Annotated in this window: 16 protein-coding genes and 2 pseudogenes; 15 read left to right on the top strand and 3 right to left on the bottom strand. The window is 44.6% G+C overall.

The genetic code is table 11. From position 1 onward, the window contains the following. The first annotated feature begins 248 nt into the window (after window positions 1–248). The 7 genes from EXN75_RS14320 (at window position 249) to EXN75_RS14290 (ending at window position 11,867) form a co-directional block, all read left to right on the top strand. The gene (locus EXN75_RS14320; RefSeq protein ID WP_134844319.1) at window positions 249–3,356 is read left to right on the top strand and encodes a SusC/RagA family TonB-linked outer membrane protein; all 3,108 of its coding nucleotides are present in this window, start codon (window positions 249–251) and stop codon (window positions 3,354–3,356) included. 10 nt (window positions 3,357–3,366) lie between these two features. Beyond that, window positions 3,367–4,815: a RagB/SusD family nutrient uptake outer membrane protein gene (locus EXN75_RS14315; protein WP_118119455.1), complete on the top strand. Its 1,449-nt coding sequence runs from the start codon at window positions 3,367–3,369 to the stop codon at window positions 4,813–4,815. An 80-nt stretch (window positions 4,816–4,895) separates the two neighbouring features. After that, a complete protein-coding gene (locus tag EXN75_RS14310) occupies window positions 4,896–5,660 on the top strand; it encodes a DUF4843 domain-containing protein (protein ID WP_134844318.1) in 765 nt (254 codons plus the stop codon). A gap of 57 nt (window positions 5,661–5,717) precedes the next feature. After that, the gene (locus tag EXN75_RS14305; RefSeq protein ID WP_246031421.1) at window positions 5,718–7,274 is read left to right on the top strand and encodes a PKD-like family lipoprotein; all 1,557 of its coding nucleotides are present in this window, start codon (window positions 5,718–5,720) and stop codon (window positions 7,272–7,274) included. Between the two features lie 60 nt (window positions 7,275–7,334). Continuing rightward, the gene (locus EXN75_RS14300) at window positions 7,335–8,684 is read left to right on the top strand and encodes a TlpA family protein disulfide reductase (protein ID WP_246031420.1); all 1,350 of its coding nucleotides are present in this window, start codon (window positions 7,335–7,337) and stop codon (window positions 8,682–8,684) included. Between the two features lie 50 nt (window positions 8,685–8,734). Next, window positions 8,735–10,063, top strand: a complete 1,329-nt coding sequence (locus tag EXN75_RS14295) for an IPT/TIG domain-containing protein (RefSeq protein WP_134844316.1) — start codon at window positions 8,735–8,737, stop codon at window positions 10,061–10,063. Window positions 10,064–10,832: 769 nt separating this feature from the next. Continuing rightward, window positions 10,833–11,867: a CNNM domain-containing protein gene (locus EXN75_RS14290; RefSeq protein ID WP_134844315.1), complete on the top strand. Its 1,035-nt coding sequence runs from the start codon at window positions 10,833–10,835 to the stop codon at window positions 11,865–11,867. Window positions 11,868–11,986: 119 nt separating this feature from the next. On the opposite strand, the gene EXN75_RS14285 is transcribed toward EXN75_RS14290, so the two are convergent. Together EXN75_RS14285 and EXN75_RS14280 are read right to left on the bottom strand one after the other, a co-directional pair. After that, on the bottom strand, window positions 11,987–13,279 hold the full coding sequence (locus tag EXN75_RS14285; protein WP_134844314.1) for an alpha/beta hydrolase family protein: 1,293 nt from the start codon (window positions 13,277–13,279) through the stop codon (window positions 11,987–11,989). 11 nt (window positions 13,280–13,290) lie between these two features. Then, window positions 13,291–13,926 carry a hypothetical protein gene (locus EXN75_RS14280; protein ID WP_134844313.1) on the bottom strand — a complete coding sequence of 212 codons (636 nt, stop codon included), beginning with the start codon at window positions 13,924–13,926 and terminating at the stop codon, window positions 13,291–13,293. A 1,083-nt stretch (window positions 13,927–15,009) separates the two neighbouring features. Here EXN75_RS14280 and EXN75_RS14275 point away from each other — a divergent pair. The 8 genes and pseudogenes from EXN75_RS14275 to EXN75_RS14240 all read left to right on the top strand — a co-directional run. Beyond that, entirely contained in the window at window positions 15,010–18,333 is a 3,324-nt protein-coding gene (locus EXN75_RS14275) for a SusC/RagA family TonB-linked outer membrane protein (RefSeq protein WP_342776619.1), read from the top strand. A gap of 6 nt (window positions 18,334–18,339) precedes the next feature. Then, window positions 18,340–19,890 (top strand): RagB/SusD family nutrient uptake outer membrane protein, encoded by a 1,551-nt coding sequence (locus EXN75_RS14270; protein ID WP_118120075.1) that lies wholly within the window; start codon window positions 18,340–18,342, stop codon window positions 19,888–19,890. Window positions 19,891–19,918: 28 nt separating this feature from the next. Then, on the top strand, window positions 19,919–20,557 hold the full coding sequence (locus EXN75_RS14265; RefSeq protein WP_134844311.1) for a fasciclin: 639 nt from the start codon (window positions 19,919–19,921) through the stop codon (window positions 20,555–20,557). A 4-nt stretch (window positions 20,558–20,561) separates the two neighbouring features. Next, on the top strand, window positions 20,562–21,089 hold the full coding sequence (locus EXN75_RS14260) for a hypothetical protein (RefSeq protein ID WP_134844310.1): 528 nt from the start codon (window positions 20,562–20,564) through the stop codon (window positions 21,087–21,089). A gap of 13 nt (window positions 21,090–21,102) precedes the next feature. After that, entirely contained in the window at window positions 21,103–22,458 is a 1,356-nt protein-coding gene (locus EXN75_RS14255; RefSeq protein ID WP_408005966.1) for a thioredoxin family protein, read from the top strand. Between the two features lie 22 nt (window positions 22,459–22,480). After that, the gene (locus EXN75_RS14250) at window positions 22,481–25,321 is read left to right on the top strand and encodes a M16 family metallopeptidase (RefSeq protein WP_134844308.1); all 2,841 of its coding nucleotides are present in this window, start codon (window positions 22,481–22,483) and stop codon (window positions 25,319–25,321) included. A gap of 151 nt (window positions 25,322–25,472) precedes the next feature. Further along, entirely contained in the window at window positions 25,473–26,318 is an 846-nt protein-coding gene (locus EXN75_RS14245; protein WP_134844307.1) for a hypothetical protein, read from the top strand. 10 nt (window positions 26,319–26,328) lie between these two features. Then, window positions 26,329–26,507: pseudogene (locus tag EXN75_RS14240) on the top strand (carbonic anhydrase); the annotation flags it as partial. A 117-nt stretch (window positions 26,508–26,624) separates the two neighbouring features. On the opposite strand, the pseudogene EXN75_RS14235 reads toward EXN75_RS14240, so the two are convergent. Beyond that, window positions 26,625–26,737 (bottom strand): annotated as a pseudogene (locus EXN75_RS14235) (IS982 family transposase); the annotation flags it as partial.

Genomic DNA, 26,737 nt, shown 5'->3' with positions numbered 1-26,737 from the left:
GTTTTGCTTGTCTTCTTTTCGCAACACTAAGGTAAGTGAAAATTCTGACATGGCAAAATCCTGGGCAACTTTTTGTTGCTCAGGCACTTATAAATAATGTTAAACTATAGTGTTGCGGAATTAAGGTAGAATATTACCTCATTTATGGTAAAATATTCATTAAATATATATTTAATCTCTAAAAAAGTGTTATCTTTGCAAAGAAATATAATATTAATACGAGAATACTCAATTTAGATTGTAACTTTATGCAAATAAACAATTTAACTCCATGCGCTTGCCGCTGGATTTTGCTGAGTTGTTGTCTTACCCCTCCATTCTTTCAGTCTGCATCCGCACAGAACGTAAATGGAGAAACAACTCCACAAACAGAGATCGCTGTGAAGCAAGGATTTGTTGAGGGTAAGGTGTTTGATGGCGGTGACCATGAACCGATGATTGGTGTTACTGTGGCAATCGAAGGTACTACTAACGCTGTAACAACGGATATCGATGGACATTTCTCCTTGCCAGTCAACAAGGAATGCAACATCGTACTGTCTTTTATCGGTTATAAGAAAACAGTCATTCGATATACGGGTAACAACCAAGCCGACTTTGCCAAAATCATGTTGAAGTCGGAAGCTCAGAACATCAAGGACGTGGTGGTCACTGGTGTCTATCGCCGTAAGAAGGAGAGCTTCACCGGTTCTTCTGCTACTTTCAAGGGCGATGAACTCAAGAGCGTGGGTGCACAGAACGTGCTCCAGAGCTTGAAGACCCTTGACCCTTCTTTCAAAATCATGGATAATGCCCTCTCCGGTTCCAACCCTAACAAGATGCCAGATGTGGAAATCCGTGGTAAGTCGAGTGTAGCTGGTCTGAAAGAGGAATATGGTTCTGACCCTAATCAGCCTCTCTTTATCCTCGATGGTTTCGAGACAACTCTGGAAACCGTGATGAACCTCAATATGAACAGAGTAGCCTCAGTTACTCTGCTCAAGGACGCTGCATCTACTGCCATCTATGGTTCCAAGGCTGCAAATGGCGTGGTAGTCATCGAGACCAAGGCGCCTGTTAAGGGTAAACTGCAGATTTCCTACAAGGGAGACTACAGCATGGACTTTGCCGACCTCTCTGATTACAACCTGATGAACGCTCGTGAGAAATTGGAGTTTGAGAAATTAGCTGGTGTATATAAGGACAATACCAACGATCCTTTCAACCAGATTAAACTGGATAATCTCTACAATTCCCGTCTCCGCGACATCGAGCAGGGTGTGAATACCTATTGGCTCAGTGTGCCGCTGCGCACCGGTTTTACCCACAAGCACAATGTATATGCTGAGGGTGGAGAAGGTAACGTGAGATATGGCATTGGATTGAACTACGGAAAAGTGAACGGTGTGATGAAGGGTTCCGACCGACAGACTTTGGGCGGTAACCTCGACCTGATCTACCGTACAGGCAAGTTCCAGTTTAGCAACAAACTCTCCATCGACTATCTGGAGACCAACAATCCTACGGTAAGTTTCGCTGAATATGCCCAGGCTAACCCTTACTACAAGAAATATGGGGAAAATGGCAAGATCAACAAATATCTCTATTATCCGGAAGAAGGATTGAACGACTATCCTGTATCAAACCCTCTCTGGAATGCCCATCTCAACAATTATGACAAGGGACAGCGCTTCGGCTTTACCAACAATTTCATCGCCGAGTGGTTTGCCACAGATGACCTCCGTGTGCGTGGCAAGTTTGGTATTACCAAGTATGATGATACCCAGGACCAGCGCCTCTCACCAGAACATACCGACTTCGATGATAAGGAAGCAACCCAGAAGGGACTGTTCAAGCACAGCCTGCAGAAATATCTCTATTACGAAGGAGACCTTTCTGCAACTTATGGTAAACTGATAGCCGAAAAGCATCAGATTAACGCCGTTTTGGGATTCAACTTCAGCAATACCAGCAGCAAGACTAATGGCTATTCGGCTACAGGTTTTACGGACGACCAGTTTGACGCTCCATCCTTTGCCAACAACTACCCTACTGGTGGCAAGCCAAGTTACCGTGAGAACATCAAGCATGCATCCAGTTTCTATCTGAATGGCGGATATGCTTACGACAACCGCTATCTGCTGGATTTCAACCTGCGTAACGACGGCGCCTCTATGTTTGGCACCGACAACCGTTTCCGCACCACCTGGTCTGTGGGTCTGGGTTGGAATATCCACAATGAGAAGTGGATGCAGGAGAATGATATCTTCCAGATGCTGAAGCTGCGTGCCTCTGTGGGTAACCCAGGTAACCAGAACTTCTCGGCTTATCAGGCTTACACCACCTATATGTTCAATAGTCTGATGACTAACGTATTCGGTACCGGTGTCATCATCAATGGCTTGGGTAATAACGACCTGGCTTGGCAGGAAACCATCAACTATAACATTGGAGCTGATATCACCACCTTGGGCAACCGTCTGAACCTGACGCTTGATTACTATATCAAGAATACAGACCCATTGCTCGCTATCATTACGACCCCAGGTTCTATGGGCGTAACCAGCGAGGCACTGAATGCCGGTAAGCAGAAAACCAACGGTTGGGAAGCCACCGTTAAGTTCTCTCCTATCTACATGCCACACGAGCGCATCAACTGGAACATCTCCGTGAGCGCCACTCATTCCAAGTCGAAGTATGCCAACATCGGCAATGCCTTCAGTGCTTTGAATGAGAGCGGAAAGACGGGTCTTCACAACACCACCCGCTATTATGACGGTGGAAGTCCTACCGCCATCTGGGCAGTGCGTTCTGCGGGCATCGATCCAGCCACAGGTAAGGAACTCTTCATCAAGCGCGACGGAACCTATTCGTTCACCTATGATGCCAACGACGAGGTGGTATGCGGTGATACAGAACCAGACGTAGAGGGTCTGTTGGGAACCACCTTCTATTATAAGGGATTCTCATTCAGCTGCTACTTCCGCTATCAGTATGGCGGTCAGCTCTTCAACAGTTCGCTCTTCGACAAGGTGGAGAACATCGGAACAGCTGATGTATATAACAACCAGGACCGCCGTGCCCTCTACGACCGCTGGAGCATCAACAACCGCAATGCACAGTTCAAGGGCATCTCTATGGTGCAGAAGACCGACAAGTCATCCCGCTTCGTGATGGATGAGAACACCCTCACCTGCGAGTCAATCAACTTAGGTTACGAGTTTCCACTCAACATCGCCAAGAAATTTGGCATGCAAGCCCTTTCCGTTCAGGCCAACATGAACGACATCTTCCGTTGGTCAACCGTGAAGGCAGAGCGAGGCATCGACTATCCGTTTGCCCGTACCGTGTCATTCTCTATAGGTGCAACATTCTAAAAAGCAAGAAATGAAAAAGATAATATATTCAATGATTATAGCCTGCAGCACGCTGATGGTTTCGTGTGACAACTGGTTGGAGGTAAAACCTTACGACCAGATTTCGGAGGGCGAACTTCTCAAGTCTGAGGAAGGCTATCAGAAAATGCTCAATGGCATTTATATCGATCTGAACAGTACTGCGCTCTACGGTCAGTCTCTCTCGGTAGAGATGATTGAGGTGATGGGCGGTGCCTACACCATCGGCAGCGACAACAGTGTATGGGGCAACTACAAGGACCTGGCGTCCTATCAGTATGCTACTGAATATTGGCGCAACCGATTGGATCAGACCTGGAACAAGGCATACGCCCTGATTCTCAACTGCAACAAGATTCTGGAGACCATTGATGGCAACCAGAACCTCTTCAGCGGTGGCAACTATTACGTTGTCAAGGGCGAGGCATTGGCTTTGCGCGCCATGCTTCATTTCGACATGCTGCGCCTTTTCGGTCCGGTTTATTCCAAGGACAGTGATAAGAAGGCTATACCTTATTATAATAAGCAGACCAATTCGCCTGAACCTATCCTTACCGCCAAAGAGGTGGCAGAGAAGGTGACAGCTGATTTGGAAGAAGCACGCACCCTGCTCGCCAACGACCCAGTGAAGACAGAAGGAACCCTGATGAGCGGTTCGCAGGACGGCACCAGCAACTTTATGCGCTATCGTGCACTTCGCCTGAATTATTATGCAGTGGAAGCACTCCTGGCTCGTGTATATCTCTACATGGGCGACAAGCCCGATGCGTTCAAGTATGCCACCGATGTCATTAAGACAGCCGACCAGGGCATCTTCCCATTTGTAGATAAGAGTCTTGTAACCGGTTCTCCAGCCGATCCAGACCGCATATTCTCGTCGGAAGTACTCTTCGCCCTGACCAATACCAGTCGTGGAAACATCCACAAGAATTTCTACGATCCATCCCGTCTGCCAAACTATGTATTCCGCATGGATGACAACCTGATGAGCAATATCGTATATGGCGGAGCTGCGACAACTGGCGGCTATCAAGACGACTACCGCTATCGTGCCAACTGGATAGCTACGGGAAGCAACCGATATTTCTACAAGTATAGTGACATGGTGGCCAACGGAAGCATTCAGAACACGATGATTCCGATGGTAAGATTGGGCGAGATGTTCCTGATTGCTGCAGAGAGTCAGAGCGACAATCTGGCTAACGGCTTGCAGTATGTGAATGCCCTGCGCAGAAACCGTGGTGTAGCAAACCTGCAGACCCTGACTCCAGACTTGCTGAAGTATGAGTATATCAGAGAGTTGTATGGCGAGGGACAGTTGTTCTATCTCTACAAGCGATTGAACTGCGACATCATCACCTCTTCTAACAAGAACAAGAATCCAAAGGCAAGCGACTTGATCTTCGTGGTTCCATTGCCAGATTCTGAGACTGAGAACTGATCAAAAATTAAGATTAAAAAGTTCAAAGTCAAGCGTTAATAATTAGGAGTTTTCCAGATTAATTTAACATACGAAATTATATGAAATATCAGATAAAAAACCTCTTAATTGGGGCGATGATGGTCATCGCATTCGGTTCATGCAGTGAGCAGGAGCCGGATGTATTCCAGGATATCAATGGCGTTTATCTCAACAATCGCACCAATACCAATATCCTGCAAGATAAGACTAACGTGACCTTCGTTTATGAAAAAGGCGACGAAATGCAGGTGCCGGTGAAGATTCAGTTGGTGGGCAGACCTTCCGACCAGCCTCGCGAGATTGCCCTGACAGTAAGTTCGGAGGATGCACAGGAAGGCGTGGATTATGTTCTTCCAGAGAAGGCTGAGTTGCCAGCAGGCGAAACAACCTTGGAGTATATGATTACCCTGAAGCGTACTGCCATTCTGAAATCGCAGCAGAAGCACATCCTGATAAGTTTACAGCCAAATGCATTCTTCACCCTGCCCGTGACAGAGGAAACCACAGCTAATGGCGACGTGGTGACCACCCTGTCTTACGAGATTATCTTCTCCGACCAGTTTACCACAGCACCAAAGGCATGGAAAACTGATTTGCTCGGTGACTTCACTCAGCAGAAGTTTGAACTGGCATGCAAGGTACTGGGACTCGACCCAGGCGATTTCAACGATGAGTCGAAGATGACACTTGCCATGCAGAGCTATGTAAGTTCAGAAATGCAAAGCTATGTGAAGGAGCAGCAGAAACTTCGCAACAGTGGCAAGACCTACGATGCCGATGCCTTCGATGCACAGGGCAATGCTTTAGCATTCTATGGTGAGTAAAGCCATGGGAAGACATTCACTCTCAAAGGAGAAATTAAAAGAAAAACATTAAGAATTATGAGAAATTATAAAATATGGGCAATGGCTCTGATGATGGCTACCATGTTAGCTGGTTGCTCGCAAGACGAGGGCAACTACGACTATCACAGCCTGAACGAGCCTACTATTACGGGCGTGCCAGAGAACATCTCAGTACTCACCCATGCCAACATCGACCTCGATCCAAATCTGGGCGATAAAATCACCGACCTGGATGCCTACAACTATGAATGGAAGGTAATCAACAAGTCGGGCGATAATGAGGTAACGGTACTCAGCAACGAAAAACATCTCTTGCAGGAAATGACACTTCCTGCAGGAGAATATATCCTCTATTTCACCGCCACAGAGAAGAACACCGGTCTGTTCTGGCGACAGAGCTACAAGCTCACCGTGAGTGACACTACATCAGAGGGTTGGATGGTGCTTTGTGATGTAGATGGCAAGACCCGTCTCGACATCGTTTCAAAGATTACTGGTCAAACCTATTTCGATGTCCTCAAGACTACCGGAATGCCAGAATTGAATCATCCTTATCGCATCCAGTATGCACCCAATAGCGGATATACTGACTCTCCATTCTATCTCTTTACAGCCGATGGCGCTACCCGTCTTTCAAAAAACAGTTTCATGTGGCAGAAAGACTATGCCTTCAAGTACGAGGTGGCGAAGCAGCAGGATCTGCATCCTCAAAGCATGGTATGCGACCAGAGCGGCATGATGAGAATGATTGTAAGTGATGGTTATGCCTACTCTGCTTCCAACATGGGAATCCAGGGACTCTTTGCTGCTGTCAACAAACAGCCGGTACTTGCCCCTGCCGTGGGAGCCAACATCGGAGCCGCCTCTTATGCATCCATCTATCTACTTTATGATAATGTAAACAAGTGCTTCATGTCCTGCTGTCCGTTCCTGCCAGGATTGTCGCTTTCAGACGCCTCTTATCACACCATGAAAGAGATGGAAGAGATTGCTACGGGCTATAAGGGTTCTGAGATGGTAACGGGAAATGCCTTTTCGGAATACCCTACCGGTATGGACTTCGTTTATATGGAGAATACTAAGTATGACCCGGGAAATGCATTGATGGGCGTCACCTATACCATACTCCGCAGCGGAAAGAAATATGAAGTGTATGGCATCCAGTTGGGCGATATGCTCTGTTATGCCGACTGCACATTCGCACTGGGCAAGGCTTACTATGGCGACCTGAGCGACTGTACCGACATCGCCAAGGCTACCTGCTTCGCCTTCAGTTCGCTGAAGAACTATATGTATTATGCCGTGGGCGGCACGGTTTATCGTGTGAATCTCTCAGAGAAGCCATTGAAGGCAGAGCGCCAGTTTAGCTTCAGCGGCGAGACCATCACGATGATGAAGTTCAACTTCTATCAGAATTCCGCATCAGCCAATGATTACGATCTTATCGTGGGCACAGAGAACAGTAAGGGTTCCGGCACACTCCGCATCTACAACGGCATGAGTTCAGAGGGTGACTTCTCTAAGGTAATCCCTACCAGCTATTCAGGCTTCGGCAAGATTGTGGATGCTACCTATCGCGAGCGTACCAACTAATTACACCTTATTATATATAAGATGCTTTCAACAGAAAGAAAATTTTAAAACAAAATGAAAATGAAGAATAAGATATTGTCATTGCTTGTGTTCCTGTTTGCAGCAGTGAACATGCATGCCGCTGATGGCATTACGGTGAAGTTTGATGTCAAGAATCCGGTATTGACCAATGTGGTATTGGTTTACCACATGAGTGTCAACGAGTTTGCGCTCACCGACGGCAAAGCCACAGTGCAGCTCGACGGCATGGATGCACTCTATGCCAATGTATATTATGGCGAGAAGTTCAAAGTAGTCTATCTCCAGAAGGGCGACGAAATGAACATTTCCTTCGATGCCCATGATTTCGACAACACCTTCGCTGTGAAAGGCGGCAACGAGAAGGCTGTTGATTACCTGAACAAGATTCAGTTGACGGCTCTTCCTAATGAGGCTTATGCCCAACCATGGAACGAGTTCAAGGCAGCTGTGGATAAGAAGATGGCTTCGATGAAGCGCCTGTTGAAGGCACGCAAGTTTGCAGCCGACGACAAGTTCCTGAAGATGGAGGAAGGCAGAATCACCTATTTCTATGCCAACATGATGCTGATGTATCCTGTAAGTCATACATACCTCACTCAGGACACTACAATGGTACTGGGCAAGGAGTATTACGATACCATCCGCCAGTATGTGAAGGAGGATGAAGATCTTGCCGACATCGATGAATACCGCAACTTTATGATTGAGACGGCTCATATCTTCGACGAGGCAGGCAAGGACATCCGCCAGTATTATCCAAAGGTATTGGCAGAGATGAGTTATATCGGCGAGAACATCCAGAGTGATAAGGTTCGCGAGTCACTGATTCACTTCCTGGCATTCACCTACGTAGAGGGAAATGGTGTGGAGAACATCACCGATCTTCAGAACCTCTATTATACCTACGTTACCTCACCTCGCCTCAATGCCATCTTCAAGCAGGCTTGTGCCAAGTGGGACAAAGCAGCCGTGGGTCGTCCTTCACCTATGTTCAAGGGTGTGGATGTGAACGGTAAGGAGATGACGCTCCGCGATTTCCGTGGCAAGTATGTATATATAGATATGTGGGCCACCTGGTGCGGTCCTTGCCAGAAGGAGTTGCCATTCCTCAAGAAGTTGGAGGAAAAGTACAAGGGCAGAAACATTGCGTTCGTAGGTCTTTCTATAGATCAGGACAAGGCAAAGTGGGCTGATCGCGTGAAGAGCGGTGCTCTGAGCGGCACCCAACTTTACATCGGCAAAGGCACAAAGTTCCAGAGTGACTATCGCATCAGCGGTATTCCTCGCTTCATCCTCCTCGATCCTAATGGAAGAATTGTCAATCCTGACATGACAAGACCATCCAGCGAGGATACAGAGAAGATTCTGAACAGTCAGCCAGGTTTGTAGTAAAAAAAAGAGTTTAATAATATTATATTCATTAATTTAAACCAACGATTATGAAAAAATTGATTTCAATGATGCTGATGCTTTGTGCCATCATCACATTCTCAGCCTGTTCGTCAGATGACGATGGTCCAAGCAACCCAGTGAGCAATCAGGTGGTTCCATCTTCTGCAAAGATTGGTTCCGAAGTAACTGTTCAGGGAAATGGTTTCGCTTCTGGTCAGACTATTTATCTCCAGCCTGAGCAAGGCGCAGAGGTAAATGCCAATGCCAAGATGACTTCTAATGGTGCAACATTCACCATCCCTTACACCATGACTCCTGGTAAGGTAAATGTAGTTTTGAAGGTGGCTAATGACAGCTTCACCTTGGGCAGCATGAATCTTCTTGCAGCTGACAATCCTATCTCTACCCTTTCTTTGCCTGCCGACATGGCCATTGGTCAGGAGGTAACTATCGCCGGTATCGGTTTTGCTCAGGGCGATAAGATTGTTGTTGGTGACAAGACCATCGATGCAACAATTGCAGCAGATGGCGTGAAGTTCTCTGTTCCTGCAGACTTGGCAGAAGGCGAGTATGCCGTATCCCTGGTTCGTGGCAATTCAACATGGGAATTGGGTAAGGTATATGCATACCAGCAGCGCCAGGTAGAGAGTATCACTATTACTGATAATGCGATGCTCACCATGTATGCTCCAATGTTGGGTCTTGAAGAAGGCAAACTGATTTTGAACTTTGCTTACAATGAAGACGGTTCTTTAAAGGCGATTACTTCTAATGGTGCCGTAGAGTGGGCTTTCGAATATAGTGGTAAGACTATCACAACTAAAAATTTGTATGATCAGCCAATCGCATATACTATTGATGATCAGGGTCGCATCATCAGCAGCACAGGTTACGATATGTATGGTGATGCAGTTGCTTATACCTGGAATTACGATGCAAACGGTTATCTTGTAAGTGTAAAGAAGAATGGTGCAGCAGATAATGATGATGCAAATCTTCTGAACACCTATACAGATGGCAACTTGTCTGCTTATACCATGAGCTTGGCCAACGGGTTGGCAACAGACAAGAGCATCCGTACTTGTCCTAACACCATTGAGCCTCTTTATCTGCTGAATGCTTTCGGCTGGATGCAGACACGTGAAGATTTGTTCCTGGGCTTCCTTCTCAACCGCAACGTGAAGGTATCTACCTATGTGCCAAGTCAGCTGATTGCAGCAGAGATGGATGAAAGTGGCGCAGAAACCTCAGTTACTGCAGGTATCGAGAGTTCTTTTACGAACAACACATTGACCATGCAGACCACAGGTAATGTTATTTCCAGCGCTCAGTCAATCTTCTCCAACAAGGTAGTTGTTACTTACAAGAAGAAGTAATTTCGTTGTTACATACGAAAACAAATAAAAAATTTAAGAGGGTGTGTCATGAATTTATGACGCACCCTTTTTCTATCTCTATTTTCCTACAAGAAGAGTTAAATTATACTCTTTTTCGATGACACTCTCATTCCCCCAAATACTCTTTAAATTATCCTTATCTGCTTGGGTAATTTTTTCTCCCTGCCCACGCAAGAATTTTTCCGTGGGCAGGGAAAAATAAAAGTGGGTCAGAAACGGAAAAAATGAAACCTAATTTGTTGAAAGTTTTAGACAGATAAAGAAGCGTTTCTTTGCAACTTAAAGAAGCGCTTTATTAACACTTAACGAAGCGCATCATGAGACCTTAATAAAGCGCATCATTAAACCCTAACGAAGCGCATCATGAGACCTTATAAATGCGCATCGTTAGATTTGATAAATATACTTTCTTTGAGGAAATGCTTTCTCATCGGTTAGTGTGTCAAGATTTATGACACCCCCTCATCCTCTTCTCCATGAAAGATGTTATTAGAAAAACTAACAAATATTTACTAAAAATCATATAAAACAATCTAATTTTCGAGAAATTAAGAGGAGTTTCGTATTATTTTCATTATATTTGCAACAAATTGAAATCAATGATGATTGTAATGACATTTGCAACAACAAAACATATATCAAATAAACTCCAAAGATGTAATGTTCCCCATTACATCCTTCATTGTAATCTTCGGAAATAATATCTATCTCATTTCAGATAACATATTATTAACGAATTAAAATTTACATGGGTTTAATTATTTTATATTTTTTAGGTGCTCTGTCACTATCCTTTTTATGCTCTGTCCTGGAAGCAGTGTTATTATCAACTCCAATGTCGTTTATCTCGATGAAGGAGAGTCAAGGCAACAAGACAGCCTCTTTGATGAAACAGTACAAGAACAACGTAGATCGCCCAGTGGGTGCCATTCTTTCGCTCAATACCATTGCCCACACCATCGGTTCCGCTGGTGTAGGTGCTGAATCTATCAAACTCTTTGGTGAAGAATACTTCGGTATCATTTCCGCTATTCTTACCCTGCTGATTCTGGTGCTTTCTGAAATCATCCCGAAAACCATTGGTGCATCCTATTGGCGCTCATTAGCCATGTCATCTACCAAGATTATCAGGGTGCTCATTTTCATCACCTATCCATTGGTACTGCTCTCAGAACTTATCACGAAGATATTTACTCCTAAGAACCACCAGGCCACCATGAGCCGCGAGGAAGTGTCAGCCATGGTGGATGTAGGAACCACAGAAGGTATCTTCCGTGAATCAGAAAGCAAGATCATCAAAAGCTGTATTCGCCTGGCTGGAGTAAAGGCCAAAGAGGTAATGACTCCATCCATTGTGGTAGAATCTGCCAATGTGAATCAAACCATCAAGGAGTTTTACGAGCAGAAGGAGTGGAAATTCTCTCGCATCCCTGTATATGATAATAACAAAGACTACATCGTGGGCTATATCCTGAAAGACATGGTGCTCAAGGAGGTTTCAGACGACAAGTTCCAGACCAGATTATCAGAGTTGGTGCGCCCGATTCTTTCTTTCAATGAAGATGAATCTCTATATCAGATATGGGAAAAGATGCTGGAAAAGCGCGAACACATCTCTATTATTGTGGATGAATACGGTTGTCTCCGTGGCGTAGTTTCTATGGAAGACGTGATAGAAACAATGACTGGCGTAGAAATTGTAGATGAAGACGATGTGGCAGTGGATATGCAGGTTCTGGCCAAAGAAAAGTCGCGATTGATGATGAAGAAAAAGGGCGCATAATAAAATCTGTCTTGGCGAAACCTTCTACTGCAAGTATCTGATAGCAGGCGCATTGGCTACTTGAAGATTATAGGCGCCAAGGCACGAGCGCACTTCGCCCGCCCCACTTATAATTATTATTACAGTTCGTTAATCCACTTGGTTATTGTCTCCAGCACTTCTGGAACAATAGTTTCTTCTATTTGCTGATATTCCACAACGCTGCCAGTTGAGCAATGTTGGAACAGATGGTTTACACCATCAATCTTCTTTATAGTGTGCTTGCAGTTGGAGAGTCCAGTTTCAAGTATAGTTGTATTGGCAGCGCAGTCCACTTGAGTGTCTTTTGTGCCGTTAAGTGCCAACACTGGGCATTTAATCTTGGACAACTGCTTGCCAGCATCTATAGTTATGAAATGGCGTATATATGGCGAGTTGGCTTGTTCTAATGATCTCTTTAGGATAGGCTTTAAGTTGTCTGGCACTCCGTCGATGGTTATCTCACTTGTCTTCTTGCCATTTGCAATCTCGTTGAGAATATTTGAAATGGTAGCGCAGTAGGAATCAACCATATCCTTAGGCAAATTTATGGCAGACATAGCTTGGCGGTTCTGCATCACGAGAGTTTCTTTACCTGATATAGCCATGCCAGCGAGCGACACAATGAAGTCGGCTTTGCCTTCAGCTGCAAGCATCATGGCTATTGTGCCGCCCTCGCTATGTCCTAATAGTCCAACCTTGTTGAAACGCTTGCGCAATAAAGGTAAGGCAGATGCGGCATCTTGGAGGAAATCGGCTGTTGTGAATTGACCGAAATCAATATTCTTATCATTCCAACCACGGTCGTCATAACGTAAGGAAGCAATGCCTTGACGGGCCAATGCATCTGCAATTACGGCAAAGGGTTTATGGTCAAATAGTTCTTCGTCACGGTTCTGCTGTCCGCTACCAGTAACCATCAGCACTACGGGAGTCTGCTTAGAATAGTTTTGTGGTAGGGTGAGGGTACCGTTGAAAGTGTATCCTGCATTTGTGAAGCTTATGTTCTCTTCCTTATATGGAAATGGAGCAACCGGAGTTTGCGGACGTTTAACTACAAGTTTACCGGGCTTTAGTGTAAGAGGGATGGGGAAACCATTTTGGGTGTATGTACCTTTAATTTCGCCATTCTCCATCTTTCCTTCAAATGTGGCTCCAATCATCGCAACCGAAACCTTTATTGTACCGTCGTCCTTAATAGTCTTCTCGGCTGGTATTCCTTTAGCACCTTGCGAAGGCGAATCCATGGTGCAGCCGTCGCCAGAGAAGTTGAATACTAAAGGCAACTTAGTTCCCATTATGTTTAGCTCGCCGTTCCATGCTCCTTCCTGTGCATTGACTGCAAGTGAGGCAAGCGCAATAAACACTGTTGTGACGATTCTTGTAGCTTTCATAATTGTATTTATTAATGGTATGTATTAATGGATTTTACACTCTCCTGCATTGATTTCAATTCTGTATCAGTCATTTGTACATAGATGGAAACACCATAGAGGGTTTCTCCATTGGATTCTCCCAATGGGTGAACCATGCAGAAAGAAGGTTGCTCACCCCTTGTCCAGCCAGTGATTTGAATGTATTTTTTATTGTCAAGCAATAGGACTGTGAGTGACGTTCCTTTGTATTTACGATTGAAAGTATATGCTACTTCACTCTTCTTTATAGCACTTCCAGACGTATTTGAACGATAGTAAATAGTTAATTTAGTGTTGCTATCAAAATAGTAATTATCTGGAGATACACCAATTATGTTGTGATAATATTCGAGAGGCAGTCTTTTGCCATACTTGTCTATTTCCCATGTGCCGTAGTGCTTCCAGCCATGACCAACAATCACTTTGTCAAAGTTTTCTTTGCTGATACCGCCACCATCACCAAAACATTTTCCATCGTCACTATAGTCGTAGTTGCAGCCATGATTATCCAATACCGAAGCCCATTGTTGCTCTAATGTTTCTTCGACATCATCATTGCAGGATACCACAAAGAAGGATGCAAACAGTACGAATGCCAATCCAACAAAAGATTTAATTGTCTTCATATTTATCACAATTTATTGTTCTTTTAAGTACAACGTTTCATCGGCTATTTTATTACGTCAGAAGAGCACTTTTTCCTCATTTTGATGAGACAAACATGCAAACAAATAGGCAAACAAACAAGAACACAATATGATTTTGTCCACTATTTTCCGCATGTCGTTGGGTGACAGGGGTGACAGGCACCTCCACAAAAACAGTGAAAACTCGTGTCACTGGTGTCACCCAACAAACTGGCTCCAATAAAGGGCTTGACAGAAAACGGTGACAGGTGACACTTTTATATACTCTTTTTTTTATGACTTACCGCGCGAAAATATATAAAAGATTGATAATCAGAGGGAGACATCCAAATTGGAGGGTAGTGTCTCCAATGCATAAAAATAAAGTTGAAAAGTAGGTGTCACCGTCACCTCCATTTTATTTTGTAATGTTTTATTCCTTTTGAGTAATCCTACTAAATCTTGAGAACATCAAAGCAGTTCTGTTAAAGTCCGCTAATGAATCTTAAAGAAATCGCGATATATCGCAGAACACATGGCTAAGTTGGTTTTTACTACCTTTGCAGCCAAAATAAATAAAACAGCGAAAAGATGAAAAGAGAAATGACTTGTTTGAAAAGAACAAATGACTTGTTTACGATAGGGAAACGACTTATTGAGAGGTAGGAAATGACTTATTTAGCACTCGTAAATGACTTGATTACCACCTGTAAATGACTTGTTTAGCAACCCTAAATGACTTGTTTACCGGTGCCGTTTTCGTAAATAGGAATCACAACTATTGTAGTAAGAATGATAACATTGAAAGGAGAGAAAAGCACTTATTAGGGACTTTCCGACAAATAAATTACATAAAATTTGCATATTTCACCAAAAAGTTGTTATTTTGCACCCATAAATCAAAGAATGTATTTATTAATTTAACAGAAAGAGATATGCACAAAAACATCATCCGTTCTTGGCATCTGCTATGCATAGTAGGATGCTTGATGATAACTTTGTCCAACCCAGTTGCTGTATTGGCACAAACGGGGGGAGATAAAATTATCTGTTTCCTTCAAGGAGAAAACTCTTTCGTCTATTTTGGACTACATCACCAAGAATAGCGATTATTCCATCAATTACACCAATGAGGTAAGGAACTATCCCGACAAGATGGTTGTCTCATTCGATGAAGCTACAGTAGAAAAAGCCGTTCAAGACTTGTTGAGCAAGACACCATTTACCTACAGCGTGAATGGTAAGTCTATCCGTGTGTTCCGCTTGGACACCGCCCAAAAAGGTTCATTTTTCATAAAGGGTGTAGTGAAGGATACCGAAGGTGAGTTCATCCCTAACGCAACCATAAGGATAAAAGGATTGCGAGAAGGTACCATCGCCGACACTGAGGGTAAGTTTACCTTATCTACCAATGTCTCTAACGGCGAGCTCATCGTGTCTGCCATCGGATACGCACCCATGACCGTGAAATATAACAACGGCCACCCAGTTAACGTCATCCTCAAGGAAGAGGGCAACCAACTTGGCGAGGTAGCAGTCATCGCATACGGTAGCCGTACTCGCCGTGATATGTTAGGCTCAGTCTCTTCCTTGAAGGGTGAAGCTCTCAAAGACGTACCAAGTTCCTCAATCGAAACCTTATTGCAAGGCAAGATGGCAGGTGTCGATGTTTCCAACCTCTCAGGTCAGCCTGGCGGAAACGGCTCCAAGATTGTCATTCGAGGCTTTAGTTCCCTGAATCAGCAAGGTGTCAACGACGGTTCTCCGTTGTTTGTCATTGACGGTGTCCCTGTCCAATCTTCTTCTACCTATACAGGAGGTATCAACCCACTTTCTTCTCTTGACCCTTCCAACATCGAGTCGGTCGAGGTTTTGAAGGATGCCACTTCCGCATCACTCTATGGCTCTCGTGCAGGTAATGGCGTCATCCTCATCACTACCAAGAAAGGTAAGAGTGGTAAGGTTGAATTTAGCGCCAACGTATCCCAGTCTTTCTCTTGGCTCCCTGCCACCCCTACCCAGTTGCGTGGTAATGGTGAGCGCTTGATGAACCTTCTCTTGGCGAAGAACCAACGTGTCGGCGAATATGACTGGACGACCGATAAGGTTATCTTCCCGAATAGTTACAAGGACACATGGGGATGGGATCCAAACAGTTATGGTGCATACGACTACCTTTGGAATAAGGGTAATATCACCACAGACGATTCCAACAAGATTCCTTCGTTAGCACAGGATTCCCTCAATACTTTCTATAATAACAGCACCAACTGGTGGAAGTATGCTTTTCGTGTCGGCCAGGTGACCAAGGCCGATCTTTCCATCTCCGGGGGCAACGACAATGTACGCTACATGGTAGCCGCAGGTATCTACAACGAGAAAGGTATCATGATCAACTCCAGTTTCTTGCGAGCCAACCTCATGTCCAATCTTGACTTCAAGATTACCCCAAAGGTAGATGCCTATACTCGCATCAACTTATCTTACACTGACCAAAAAGCAGCTACCACAGGCAAGGTACAAGGTCTCACTATTGATCCGAAGCTACAATCCACCCTCCTGCCAGGAAAAGGAAGCATCGCCGAAAAGACCGCTATGCAATCCTTGAGAGGAATCAATGGAGTGAACTCCAACTACAATATTCGATTGAGCGGTGGACTCAACTATAACATCATCAAGGGTTTGAAGCTCTCGCTCTCGGCAGCTATCGACCACTACAACACTCGTCTCAATACCTTTACGCCAGACTATCTGACCTACAAGAAATTATCCAAGTCAGAAGGACAGAACATCGGCATGACGATGATTCAGAGCGAGAACTATCTCACCTATAAGTTCGACCTCAAGGAAAAGCACTTCTTCGAGTTGATGGGCGGTTTCTCCTACAACCGTGACCAGCTCAACACTGTTGGCGGTTCTGCCTATGGCGGCCCTACCAACCAAATCCACTATGTAGGTGAGGAATGGCCATCATTACGCCAAGACGAATATGGCACCTATGAGGCATTGCAGACCTACCATAGCAATCAGGAAGTACAGGAGATGATGAGTCTCTTCGGTCGCTTGGCATACAACTACAAGCACAAGTACCTGGCAGAATTTTCCCTTCGTTCCGACGGCTCTTCTGTCTTCGGTAGCGACGTGAGATGGGGAACATTCCCTGCTGTGGGCTTGGGCTGGACATTCAGTGACGAACCATTCATGAAAAATCTCTGGTGGCTCAGCTTCGGTAAGTTCCGTGCATCTTGGGGACGCTCTGGTCAGAAGTTCAACGAGGCTTACCTTGCGTTGGGAACCATGAGTACCAGCAACACATTCTTAGGTAATTCAGGTTTGATACCAGGACTTCTCGCAAACAACCAGCTCACTTGGGAGAAAAACGACCAATATGACTTAGGTCTCGACCTTCAGCTCTTCAACTATCGCTTGCAAGTGAAGTTGGATTACTACTACAAATACTCCCATGCCTTGCTGATGCAGACCTCAACCCCAGGAAACTTCTTCTTGGCAGACAAGATGTGGAACAACTCTTCCGCCATATCCAACGAGGGTATTGAGTTTGAGATTTCCGCAGATATCATCAAGCGAAAGAACTGGCAGTGGACACTTGGATTCAACATCTCTCACGACCGCAACCTCTTCCGCAAGTCATACGGAGGTGAGGACTTGAGCGACAAGGTATTGGGTCGCCCAGTCTATGGCATCTACACCTATCACGACGAGGGCATCGTACAGGATGAGTCCCAGATACCATATTATTACAACGCATCAGGTAAGCTCGTACCATTGAGTTTCAATAACAGCGAGAACTATCAGTTGCGTGTGGGTGGTCGTAAAATCAAGGACTTCAATCAGGATGGAACCATCGACAACAACGACAAGTACTATGCAGGCAGTACCTTGCCAAGTGCATTCGGTGGTATCAGCAACCGTGTTTCGTACAAGAACTGGACACTCGACATGATGATGAGCTATACCATCCGTCGCAAAATGATGAACATGGTGAAGAACTCTGCATTCAACTTCACCAAGACCTTCGGCACCATCATGGCAGATCCAAGCAAGGTAACCTTCTGGCAGAAGCCTGGCGATGAGACCGACTATCCATCCTTGGAGTTCGCAGACCAAGGCTACATAGGACAGTTTGATGGCGACATCGACTCCAATATCGAGAATGTCAACTATCTGCGTCTCAAGTCCATTACCTTATCTTATGAGATGCCTGCCAAGTGGTTTAAAAACAAAATCAAGGGACTGAGCCTATATGTCACAGGTCAAAACCTCTTCTTGTGGACCAACTACTCAGGTACAGACCCTGAAGTCGTTGACCCTTACACAGGCAAGGATACGGGTCAGCAATACCCATTGAACCGTTCAGTAACATTTGGCTTTAACTTAAAATTTTAACAAGACATGAAGAAGAAACTATTTATAGCCGCCATCTGTGCGGCGGGATTGGTGTCATGCGACTTGGAGCAGATTCCAGAGAACCAAGTCACCTTCAACAATGCATTCAAATCAGAAAATGAGTTGAATGCCACTACATCCTCCATACTATTCTTCGAGAACGCCTTCTTAGGCAAAAACGATGCCTTCATCGCAGCAGGTGCCAAGGCTGACAATCTCGGTTGGAACAATGAACTACGTGATTGGAACCCACGCTATGCCAAAGACCAAGATGGTCAGTGGACTGGTCTCTACAACGTTATCTATGAGTCAAACTTACTCCTTGACAACATTGGCAAGACAGAAGGTTTGTCGGAAGAACGCTATAATTTCCACAAAGGACAAGCCTACTTTGCCATGGGACTTTCCTATTTTTTCTTGGCACAACGATACGGCGACTGCGTGATCACCAAGAATTCCACCGACATCGTGATGTATGGTCGTTCTCCGATGATAGACGTACTCAACAAAGCTATCAGCAGTGCAGAGGCAGCTTTCAGCATCTTGCCAACATACGACAAGCTAAGAGGTTTGAACAACACTTCCATCACGAGCCGTCAATATGCCTCCAAAGGCAACAGTGCCGCTCTTCTGGCTCAGATTTACGCTTGGAAAGGTAGTGTAGAAGAACTTTACGGTTTACAAGGCAACCCTAAGGAAGACTATCAGAAAGCCATCGACTACGCCACTCTCTTGATAGAAGGTAAAGTGGGCAACTATAGCTTATGCTCTTCTCCTGAAGAACTCTGCAGCAAGCTTTCCCATCCAGAAGAGACAAATCCAGAAGCTATCTTCACCTTGACATTCGACAAGGCACGATCTGAGGACAGTCAAACACCAAACGACGTGGCAACAGCCTACCTCAGCTGGCCAGTAAAAGAGACTGCACAGATGGGTAACATTCCATACGACAACTATCTGCAACTCTACCCTTCTACCGTCGAGGAAATGTACCCAGACCCATCCGACCAACGTAAGCAAGCCTTCTTCTACGACATCGACAACCCTGTGGAGGTAGATGGTATCCAATATGCCATCCCTTACAAGTTCCGGGAGTGCATCTACACCCAAAACGAGTTCTCAGAGACAGGCAAAGACTTTCGTTCACTGAATGCGGACTACGTGTATTGGCGACTTGCTGACATTATCCTGCTCCGTGCAGAATGTTACAACAAGTTAGGACAGACAGACCTTGCCATCGCAGACCTCAACACCATCCGTAATCGTGCCGGTGCGGAAGCTTATCCATCCATCTATGATGACGGCGACCTCAAGAAAGCCATCTTCAAGGAACGTGAAAAGGAGTTATTTGGCGAGAACGATGAGCGTTACTATGACATCATCCGCAACAACTACATTTTGGAGGAATTACACGGCAAGTTCCAGACCTTGACCGCTAACGACATCCAGAATGGTGCCCTCTTCCTTCCAATTCCAAGCAACGCTTATTCTGATCGTGACGGAAAGGTAACAAACACTATGATACGCCAGACCATCTACTGGATGCGCTACATGTAAATCATCTTAAAATAAAGAAAACAAGAAAATGAAAAAGATATTTCTCCTAATAGTAGTAGTGGTAGCAACCTTAGGGTTCACCACCTCCTGCACCAAGTATAACTTCGCCGACACTGGTACATCCGTCGGCTATCATGATTGCACCATGTGGGACTATTTCAAGCAAGATTCCTACAACTGGGACTCTCTCGTAATCATGGCAGAGCACGCTGGTCTCCAAGAGATATTTATGGGCACCAGTTCCTATGGCAAAAACTTGACAGTGTTTGGCATGACCAACCACAGCATTCGCCGTTATCTTTTGCAGAAAGGTTATGAACAGATAGCAGATGTACCCGTAGAGGACTGCCGTAACTTCATCCTTTCCTCCATCATCGAGGGCAATCAAGTTATCCAACTCGACGACTTTACACCTGGCATTGCCTCAACGGATCCGAGTACAGTCATCGGACAAGGTGGTAAGACATACACGATGCTCTCTGGAAAACAGCTTTGGATTTACACCTATCGTGAACCATACGGAGGTGTGCCACAGGCTGGTCCTAAGAAAATCTATCTTGCCTCCGAAGCTGCAGGAAAAACCAGCGAGGTTGCTTCCTGCAACATTATGACTCAGACAGGAGTCGTACACTCTTTAAGTTATGATTTCACTCCAACAGATTTTTAACAAAATGAAAAGATTATATAGTAAAATCAGTTTCGTGGCAATCACCCTCATCTCACTAATATCACTATCGAGTTGCCATAATATGCCTGTAGGCTATCTCAAGGCTGAAAACGCAGGATATGAACCAGATACCTTGGTTGTCTATCAGGAAGTAGATGAATATGCCCCTCAAGTAACCGACAATTCTCCTTGGACTTCGTATGCTATCCAAGGCGTAGCAGGTACAGTGCCTATCACCTACGAGTTTTACGACGTAGAAGCTACAGAGGGAGGTGATGCCGCTGCTTTCCGTCAAGCCATCCAGGAAGGAACCATCCGTCTTCAAGGCAGTTTGATTCAAGTATTCTATGCTGCCTCCAAGAACTTACCTGTAGGTAGATATAGCATCAGCTTGAAAGTGCAGAACGAGGATCACTCTGCCCTTCTTCCACACATCTTCACCGTCATCATCAAGAAGAACGAGTTCGGAGATTGGGACAATGGTTCCTATGGAGACGAAGACATCGACTATACATCATTAAGAACTAAATAGAAGAAAAGATATGATGAAAAATATTAGTATATTGCTCTTTGCAGCAATTCTCTCTCTCTTCAACCTTGAGCCTTGCATGGCTCAAGGCAAGAGTAAAGAAGATGTACCAACAGATGCCACCACACAAAGTGGCATTCGTTTTTTCCAAGGCTCTTTCCAGCAAGCCCTCAACGAGGCTAAGAAGCAGCATAAGCCTTTGTTTGTTGATTTCTATGCCCAATGGTGCGGGCCTTGCAAACGCATGGCAAAGACTATTTTCACTCAAGACTCCATCGGAAAGTACTTCAACGAGAAGTTCATCAGCATACAGATTGATGCCGAAAAGCCTGAGAATGTTGCCATTGCCAAACAATACAAGATTGAGGCATTTCCTACCTTGGCATTCATCGCCAATGACGGAAAGGCAATCTCCATATCTGTAGGTGCGATGGGAGCAAGGGAGTTGTTGGAAGCTGGCAAAACCGCCGCGGGCGATGTCATCGGATTTAAGGAACTCTACGAACAATACCGTGCCAACCCTTCCGACTTGGACATCCAACAGAAGGTACTACAACAAGCCCCTAAGTTTCTTATGGCACAAGAAGGCATGGATGCTGAGAAATGGGTAGTCAGAATCAGAAAGATGTTCAGTGCCTATATCCAAGCCAAGTTAGGGCCAAGTCTCATCAACCGTACAGACTATCTCATCATCACACAATTAGGTGGCGACGACACCGAACAGCAACAAAAGATAGCTGACTTCATCAACACCAATCTTCCAGCTTGGCAGAAAAATGTCGGCGATGCTGCTGCCTATTATGTCATTGAGTATAATGACAAGCGCATCGAGGACCTTGCCAAGGAAGGAAATCTAAGCTACAAGGACTATGTGGATAAGATTTCCGGGGAGTATAAGCCTTCCTATTCAGTTATTTCCTTCGTTGGTAATTTCGACCCAGCCAAGTCGTCTGCCAAATATGCCGATGCCATCTATGTCATCTACAAGGACAAGGACATCAAGAAGTACTTGGAGCTGATGGACGACTACTTCAAGTTGATGGGTGAGAACGCCACACCGGCCGACTATGGTAAGGCAGCACAAAATCTTTATTACGCAGCTGGCAAGAAACTCGCTCCTGCCGACCACGAGATTGCCATCAATTGGGTGGAAAAAGCATTGACAGGTGAAACATCCGTCGTTGACCGCATCAACTACCTCGTCATGATTGGCGACAGCTACACGGCGATAAAGAAGTATGAGGATGCCACCAAATACTATCGCCAAGGTTACGTGGAGTCGCTTCAACTCAACAACATGACACAAGTACAGGCTATGATTCAGGCTACTATTGCCCGCAAGTTGGCTACACTTGAACTCTTACAGAAATAAACGGTTTGAAAAGATAAACAGAATGAAAAGGTCTATCTATACTCTTGCATTACAGATGGTAATTACCATCTGTATGCTATTCGTACCGATTTGTAGTCAGGCACAAATCAACGGTTTAGTACAAGGTAAACTCCCTAACGGACTCACCTATTATATATTGCGTGACCCAAGCAACGCTGGAGAGGTCAACTTTTATTTGTACCAGAATGTGGGTGCTATCTTGGAGACAAACAAGCAATATGGTTTGGCACATTTCTTAGAACACATGGCGTTCAATGCCACCGAACACTTTCCTCATGGAGTCATGACTTACCTCCGTGACCACAGTTTGGTATTCAATGCCCAAACAGGCATTAACGAGACCCGATTTCAAGTCAACAATGTACCTGTAGCAGACAGTGAAGTGACGGCATCTATGATGTGGTTGCTCAAAGATTGGTGCAATGGCATCAAGATACTACCCAAGGATGTGGAAAAGGAAGCAAACATCATCTCGGAGGAATGGAGACAAAGTCGCAACGTAAACAAGCGCTTGACGGAAGCCATCGCTCCTTACATCTACAATCACAGTGATTATGCCACCCATAACGTCATCGGTTCAGAAAAACAGATTCATAGTTACACAGCCAAGGACATCAAGGCTTTCTACCAGCAGTGGTATCGCCCAGAGTTGCAGTATGTTGCCATTATCGGTGATATCGAGCCTACAGAATACGAGAAAGAAGTAAAACGTATCTTCGGGGCAATTCCCGCCTCCAAGAAACCTATAACGAGGGAGAATGCACTCATCCCAGAAAATGACACACCCCTCTACTACCGTTTCATTGACAAGGAGAACACTTCGAATTCCGTCGGTATTTACCAACGTAACCTTGCTATAACAGACCCTACAAAACGTGATGTAGTGGGCGACCAACTCAAGGCTCGCCTCTTCCAACGCTTAGCTTCCCAGGAATTGGCTATGCTGCGCAATGATGCAAAGGAAGAATTCATCACAGCCACCGTCAGTTACTCACCATTGGTGCGTCAATATGACCAGAACGCCTGGGACTTCGTACCATATGCTGGCAAGGAACAAGCAGCCCTCAAACAAATCCTCGCTATTCGTGAACGTATCTATCGCCAAGGATTCGATAGCGAAGAGTTTGAGCAAGCCAAGGAAGCCCTCTACAATGAGATGAAACCTCTGATGGAATCTGATAACCTGGGAACTCCCGACAACTGGATGGATGTTTTCAAGCAGAACTATCTGTATGGTATGCCGCTGGAATCCTTCCATCAACAGATCAGACGTTCCGTGGAGAGTTTAGTAGATATGGAGGTAGAAGATCTAAATGCTTGGGTTCGTTCCTGGATGAACGACAAAAACCTCAGTTTCATTACCTATTCAGCCAATCCATCCGACATGAACGTGCCATTAGCACAGTTCCAAAAGATTTTGGCTGAAGTAAAGGAAGACCCCGTATTGACTTTCGACAAACCTGCATCCATCAGTCAACTCATTGACTACAAAATTACACCAGGAAAGATTAACAAGAGTACACTCATTAAGGACATGAATGTAACCGAATGGACCCTTAGCAATGGTGCCAAAGTACTCTACAAATACCTGCCTGATGCAAGAAAGACAATATACTTTGTCGGTTCTGCGATGGGTGGTAACTCATTGGTTAACTCAAAGGATCTCCCCTCAGAGAAAGCAATGCAGTCGCTCATTATGCAATCTGGTCTATACAAGTACAGCCGTAATCAACTCTACGAATGGCTACAGAATAAAGATATTCAACTTTCACTCTCCATCAATGACTACACCGATGGTGTAGGTGGAAATACGACTGTGGCACATGCAGAAGACTTCTTCCAGTACCTCCACTTAGTGTTGACTAAACAGAATTTCAATCCAGCTGTTTTTAATAAGTTTGTGGAGAAAAGCAAGTACCTCTATTCAAATAGGAGCAAGACGGGCATGAGTGCCGTACAAGATTCCATCAACACCATCTTATACCCACCGTCAGAAGACAACCCACGTGAAGACTTGGCATTTTATAATCGTATGAGACTTCAAGATCTACCACGTCTCTTTAACGACCGTTTCGGCAATGCCGCCTATTTCACCTTCTGCTTGGTAGGTGCTTTGCCAGAACAAGAAGCACGCCAGATAATAGAGAAGTATGTGGCTTCCTTGCCTGGGACGCCAGGAGTAGCACCACGTCAGTACAAGTTAAAGAACATCTCTTCACCAAAACGTGAAATAACTTGTGAGTTGGAAGCAGATTTGGAAGGCGACTTAGGAGAAATAGAATTAGCTTTCACCAACGACAAACCACTTTCTGCCAAGGAACAAACCGCCCTCAATGTGGTGAAAGACCTGGTACAAGCTCGCCTCTTCGATGAACTTCGCGAGAAAGAAGGTGGAGTCTATTCCATTGCCGTAGATGCCGACTACCAACAGGTACCTCGTTTCATGGAAGAGTTGAAGATTCATTTCACAACTGAACGTGAGAAAGCTACCAGAATGAAACAACGTGCTTATGAAATCTTGGCTGAGATTCGTACAAATGCTTTCACGGAAGAAAACTTCAAGAAAGTGTATATACCATTAGTCATTGAGCAAGATGCACAACAGAAAGCTGAGAGAGACACAACGGAAAGCACAGAAGAGACTGATCCAATGCTTTGGATTGCCATGCTCAATGCTTACGTAGAGGGACATAAAAGCAACTCGAAAGACGCGCCAGAGGTAATTAACTTCAGAGATATAACGCGCAAAGACGTAGCAGATGTCCTTGACAAGCTTATGGAGGGAGCGAAGAAACGAGACATTACAGTGAAGTCAAAGCAAGAGCAATACTCCGATTTCTAAAGTCAAATTTATTCACTACCACTAACTGTATGAGAATTTAGGGGAATTTTTCCCCTAATTCTCTCCTCTGTTCGTACGAGAACGACAGTTTTGGGGGTGATGAATTAATTAAGTTTAATATAAACCGGAATAATAACGATAAAATTTATATATGATGAGAAAGATCGTTTTATTAGCTATGCTTGTATGTACAGGCACTTTTGCGATGGCTCAGAACGAAGCAGAACAAGCAAGAGATAGAGTCAAAGCATTAATAAAGAGTGGTGTAACAGATATTACCAAACTTCTTCCAAAACATGAGAGCGAAGATGAAGAAGATTTAGATGATGACGAAGAGGTTCCTACCACCGATCCATTAGCAGGAAAAGATGAGGACTTCGTAAGAGGGTATAATGACTCCAGACGTAAGGCTTACGAGGAGCAGAAAGCATCTTTTGCAGAAGCAGGTATAGATTTTCGTAAAACAGCTTTAGGAAAATTAAAACAAGATTCCGTAGGTATTTTTGCTAATATCGACAATAAGCTTGTGGCTATGAAACATATAGACTTCAAGGAAATTGAAAGAACTGGATATACCAATCCGTTTAAAGACAAGGAACTTATCACATTTGAAGGCAAGACTTCGCCATATGCATTTACTGGTGGCAAGGCTATTTTTCGCATATATTTTACGCATGACAGAAACAGTATTTCTGAGTATTATGATATGTTCTCCAGCGACTATACCATAGACGATTTCTTTGTGGCAAAATTCAAACTTATTGGGAAAGGAAGACAAATGACCAGTGCTGTGGTTCACTCCAATAAAATTATAGGTGCTAAAGAAGATAAATCTGTAAAATTAAACATAAAAAAAGTGTCCGACAACATTTATGATATGATAGTAGAAGGACAACCTGGAGAATATTGCCTTACCTACAACAATAAGAAAGGAGACACAAGCAATGGTATGAAGGACTCAGGCAGTAAGAAGGTCTTTGATTTCACTATAAAATAGCACCACTATAATTATTGAAGAAATTATCAAGTATAACGAACAGTTCGTAGCCAACAAAGGCTATGAGAAGTATTTAACAAGCAAGTATCCATACAAGACAAGAAACTTGCTATCTTGTCTTGTATGGATACCAGACTTACAGCACTCCTGCCAGCAGCACTCGGACTGAAAAATGGAGATGCTAAACTCACCTACCTTAACTGTTAGTCCAAGTGCAGGCAAAACGTGAGATGCAGTCTTAAATCCATTGCGACCATTTAGTTTTGCATCAAATTCATTTTTTCTGTTACTTACCCGTTGGCGGAATTAATTTAGCGCATACTTAACCCTGCCAACCGGTCTGTTGTTTACATAATTAATATATTGCAAGACTGTAAATGCGCTGATTTTCCCGATGATTCGGGTAAACAGTCCTAGTG

Origin of the sequence: Segatella hominis (assembly GCF_004535825.1) — a bacterium.
Classification (GTDB): Bacteria; Bacteroidota; Bacteroidia; order Bacteroidales; family Bacteroidaceae; genus Prevotella; species Prevotella hominis.
This window is presented reverse-complemented; position numbering and strand designations above follow the sequence as displayed.

Coding starts and splice junctions, on each gene's coding strand:
- EXN75_RS14320 (WP_134844319.1), top strand. CDS start 249: ATGCAAATAAACAATTTAACTCCATGCGCTTGCCGCTGGATTTTGCTG.
- EXN75_RS14315 (WP_118119455.1), top strand. CDS start 3,367: ATGAAAAAGATAATATATTCAATGATTATAGCCTGCAGCACGCTGATG.
- EXN75_RS14310 (WP_134844318.1), top strand. CDS start 4,896: ATGAAATATCAGATAAAAAACCTCTTAATTGGGGCGATGATGGTCATC.
- EXN75_RS14305 (WP_246031421.1), top strand. CDS start 5,718: ATGAGAAATTATAAAATATGGGCAATGGCTCTGATGATGGCTACCATG.
- EXN75_RS14300 (WP_246031420.1), top strand. CDS start 7,335: ATGAAGAATAAGATATTGTCATTGCTTGTGTTCCTGTTTGCAGCAGTG.
- EXN75_RS14295 (WP_134844316.1), top strand. CDS start 8,735: ATGAAAAAATTGATTTCAATGATGCTGATGCTTTGTGCCATCATCACA.
- EXN75_RS14290 (WP_134844315.1), top strand. CDS start 10,833: ATGGGTTTAATTATTTTATATTTTTTAGGTGCTCTGTCACTATCCTTT.
- EXN75_RS14285 (WP_134844314.1), bottom strand. CDS start 13,279: ATGAAAGCTACAAGAATCGTCACAACAGTGTTTATTGCGCTTGCCTCA.
- EXN75_RS14280 (WP_134844313.1), bottom strand. CDS start 13,926: ATGAAGACAATTAAATCTTTTGTTGGATTGGCATTCGTACTGTTTGCA.
- EXN75_RS14270 (WP_118120075.1), top strand. CDS start 18,340: ATGAAGAAGAAACTATTTATAGCCGCCATCTGTGCGGCGGGATTGGTG.
- EXN75_RS14265 (WP_134844311.1), top strand. CDS start 19,919: ATGAAAAAGATATTTCTCCTAATAGTAGTAGTGGTAGCAACCTTAGGG.
- EXN75_RS14260 (WP_134844310.1), top strand. CDS start 20,562: ATGAAAAGATTATATAGTAAAATCAGTTTCGTGGCAATCACCCTCATC.
- EXN75_RS14255 (WP_408005966.1), top strand. CDS start 21,103: ATGAAAAATATTAGTATATTGCTCTTTGCAGCAATTCTCTCTCTCTTC.
- EXN75_RS14250 (WP_134844308.1), top strand. CDS start 22,481: ATGAAAAGGTCTATCTATACTCTTGCATTACAGATGGTAATTACCATC.
- EXN75_RS14245 (WP_134844307.1), top strand. CDS start 25,473: ATGATGAGAAAGATCGTTTTATTAGCTATGCTTGTATGTACAGGCACT.